Annotated in this window: 2 protein-coding genes; one reads left to right on the top strand and one right to left on the bottom strand. The window is 71.5% G+C overall.

Going from position 1 to position 3261, the window contains the following annotated elements; translation table 11 throughout:
- Positions 1–158 precede the first annotated feature (158 nt).
- Positions 159–1970, bottom strand: a complete 1812-nt coding sequence (locus AB0A74_RS42605) for a S8 family serine peptidase (protein ID WP_358258923.1) — start codon at positions 1968–1970, stop codon at positions 159–161.
- Positions 1971–2245: 275 nt separating this feature from the next.
- Here AB0A74_RS42605 and AB0A74_RS42600 point away from each other — a divergent pair, with 275 nt between their 5' ends.
- Positions 2246–3103 (top strand): LuxR C-terminal-related transcriptional regulator, encoded by an 858-nt coding sequence (locus AB0A74_RS42600; protein ID WP_358258921.1) that lies wholly within the window; start codon positions 2246–2248, stop codon positions 3101–3103.
- Positions 3104–3261: the final 158 nt, after the last annotated feature.

The following is a 3261-nucleotide window of genomic DNA, read 5'->3' as shown; positions in this document are numbered from 1 at the left end:
GGTTGCCAAGAACCCCAAAGCGCGGTTGGGCTGCGCCCAGGCCGTACGGGGAACGAACCGAGGCCCTTCCTTGGCTTGGCAGCCCTTCAAAAGCGGCGCGCTTCACGCGAAATGCCCGGTCCCGCTTGTGCGGGGACCGGGCATTTCGTTTGGCGTTCTCAGAAGGTGAGGTTCCAGGTGTCGATGTAGCCCGTGTCGCCCGAGTACACGTCCTGCACGCGCAGCTTCCACGTGCCGTTCGCGACCTCGCTCGACGCGTTCACCGTGTAGCTCGCCACGACGTTGTCCGCGCTGTCGCTCGACGACGAGTTCTTCAAGCGGTACGTCGTGCCGTCCGGGGCCACCAGGTCCAGGACCAGGTCGCCGCGGTAGGTGTGCTTGATGTCCACGCCGACCTTCAGGGTGGACGGGGCGTTGCCCGTGCGGCCCGTGACCGGGATGGACGACGTCACCGTCGCGTTGTCCGCGATGGTCACGTCCGTGGTGTTCTCGAAGAAGCCGGTCGGGGGCGGGGTGGTGCCGCCGCCGGCCGCGGCCACGGTCTTCGCCGCGTCGGCCAGGCCCGCGCCGCAGCCGCCGGTGCAGGTGCCGGGCAGCGGACGGGCGTTGTTCTTGATCAGGGTCTCGATCTGGGCCGGCGTCAGGGACGGGTTGGCCTGGACGAGCAGCGCGGCGAGGCCCGCGATGTGCGGGGCCGCCATGCTGGTGCCCTGGTACGGCTCGTAGTTCTCGCTGCCCGGGGTGGTCGCGCCGGTGTTCAGCGTGGACCAGATGCCGTTCTCCGGCGTGGTGATCGTGCCGGGGGTGTCGTTGGCGTTGCGGGTCTGGCCGCCGGGCGCCGTGATGTCGATCTTCGCGCCGTAGTTCGAGTAGAACGTCCGGTCGCCGGCCCGGCTGGACGCCGCGACGGTCACCACGTTGTTGCAGGACGCGGGGGTGAAGCCGGAGACGTCCTTGTTCGAGTTGCCCGCCGCGACGACGACCGTGCTGCCGCGGTTGACCGCGGAGTTGATCGCGTTCTGGTAGGTGGACGAGCACGCCGACTCGCCGCCCAGGCTCATGTTGATGACCTTGGCCGGGGTCGGGTTGGCCGGGACGCCCGCCACCGTGCCGCCGGACGCCCAGATGATGGCGTCGGCGATGTCGGACGTGCTGCCGCCGCACTGCGCGAGGACGCGGATCGGCTGGACCTTCGCCTCGTACGCGATGCCCGCGACGCCCTTGGTGTTGCCGGTGACCGCGGCGATGGTGCCCGCGACGTGCGTGCCGTGCCAGGACGAGTCCTGGTCCTTGGCCGGGACCGGGTTGCCGAACAGGTCGGTCCCGCAGTCGCCGGCCTTCATCCAGTCGCCGTTGTCCGCGGGGTTGGAGTCGCGCCCGCCGCCGTCCCGGGCCCGCGCGGCGTCGGAGACGAAGTCGTAGCCCGCGACGACGTTGGCCGCCAGGTCGGAGTGCGCGACGTACCCGGTGTCGATCACGGCCACGGTCACGCCCTTGCCGGTGGCCTTGTCCCACGCGCCGGGCACGTTCATGCCCGCGGTGGCCTCGAACAGGTCCCACTGCCGGCCGTACTCGGTGTCGTTCGGCGTGGCCAGGGGCTGCATCATCAGGTCGGGCTCGACGTAGGCCACGTCCGGGTCGGCGCGGAACTCGTCCAGCGCCTTGGCGGCGGTGGCGGCGTCGGCGCCGCCCAGGTCCACGACGGCCGCGCCGGTGCCCAGGCGGCGTTCGAGGTTGAGGTCGCGCCCCACCTTGTCGCCCTTGGCGTCGGCGTCCGAGGCGGCGGCCTGGTCGGACCGGGCCTCGGCGGCGGTGGACTTGTAGCCGACGATCAGCCGTTCGTAGGGCTTGGTCGTCGGCGACGCCTGCGGTTCCGCGGGCGCGGCGGTCGCCGTCAGCGTCACGGTGCCGGTGAGCAGCGTGGCGGAGACGGCGGCGGCGCAGAGCGCGGAGCGTCGCAATCCGTTCACAGGGATTTCCTTCCACCTACAGGGACTTCGCCTGCCGACGAGGGAGTCAGGGGTTCTGAATCGGCTGCGAAGTGCGTGAAAGGTAGGCAGGTCGATGGCGATTGGCACAGAGGCGGAACGCGGCAGTTTCGCGTCACTGTCGTGTTTACGTCAGCTTGTTGCGCCGAACGGACCAGTGTTTTACGGCTGAACGTCGCATCAGGGACAATGTGGAGGTGTTCTCGCACCTTGGCGTCCCCGACGAGCAGGCCCGTGTCTATGAGCGATTGGTGCACATGGGTTCGTGCACTGTCGAAGAGGCGCAGACGCGGCCCGAGGTGCTGGAGGACCTGCACCGGCTGGGGGTCGTGCGGCGCGTGGCGGCGGACGTGTGGCAGGCCGTGCCGCCGGACCTGGCCGTGGAGATGCTCATCGCCGCCCGGGAGGACGGCCACCGCCGAGCCCGCGCCGAGGCCGCGCCGCTGATGGACGCCTACCTGCGCAACCGGGCCGAGCAGCACCACGACACGGCGATGGTCGAGGTGGTGAACGGGGCGGACGCCGTGCGGGACCTGTGGCAGGCGCTGCTGGCGGGGGCGAGGTCGGAGGTGTGCGTGCTGGACCAGCCGCCGTACATCTCACCGGTGGAGGAGCACGTGGCGCTGGAGATCGACACGCGGCGGCGCCACGTGCAGTGGCGCGTCATATACGACCGGTCGAGCGTGGAACTGCCGGGGCGGCTCGGGGAGATTGCGGAACTGGTGGCCTCGGGCGAGCGGGCGCGGGTGACGCCGACGCTGCCGTTCAAGCTGGCGGTGGTGGACGCGCGGGTGGCGGTGCTGCCGGTGGCGGTGCGGGGAGTGGTGGACCAGGTGCTGCTGATCCGCCCGTCGCCGTTGCTGGACGTGCTGACGTCGATGTTCGACCTGTACTGGGACAACTCGATCCCGTTCAACCCGGGGGCGTCGGGGGCGGAGGTGGACACGCAGCTGCTGGCGCTGTTGGCGGCGGGGCTGACGGACGAGAGCATCGCGCGGCACCTGGGGCTGGGGCCGCGGACGGTGCAGCGGAGGGTGCGCCAGCTGATGGACCGGTGCGGCGCGCAGACCCGGTTCCAGGCGGGGGTGCAGGCCATGAGGCGCGGCTGGCTCTAGGTGGCCGTGGTGGTGGCGGTGGTGGCGGTGGTGGTTGTGGTGGTTGTGGGGCCGGCGGGCGCTCGGGGGCGAGGGCTGCGGGCGCGGGGCAGGGCTGCCGGCTGGCGGGTGGTGGCGCGGGCGGCGACTGACGGGGCGCGGGTGGTGGCGGGGGCGGC

The sequence above is a fragment of the Saccharothrix sp. NPDC042600 genome, assembly GCF_040647305.1.
GTDB classification, from domain to species: domain Bacteria; phylum Actinomycetota; class Actinomycetes; order Mycobacteriales; family Pseudonocardiaceae; genus Actinosynnema; species Actinosynnema mutabilis.
Note: the sequence above shows the minus strand (reverse complement) of the source record. Positions and strands in the feature narration are given on the sequence as shown.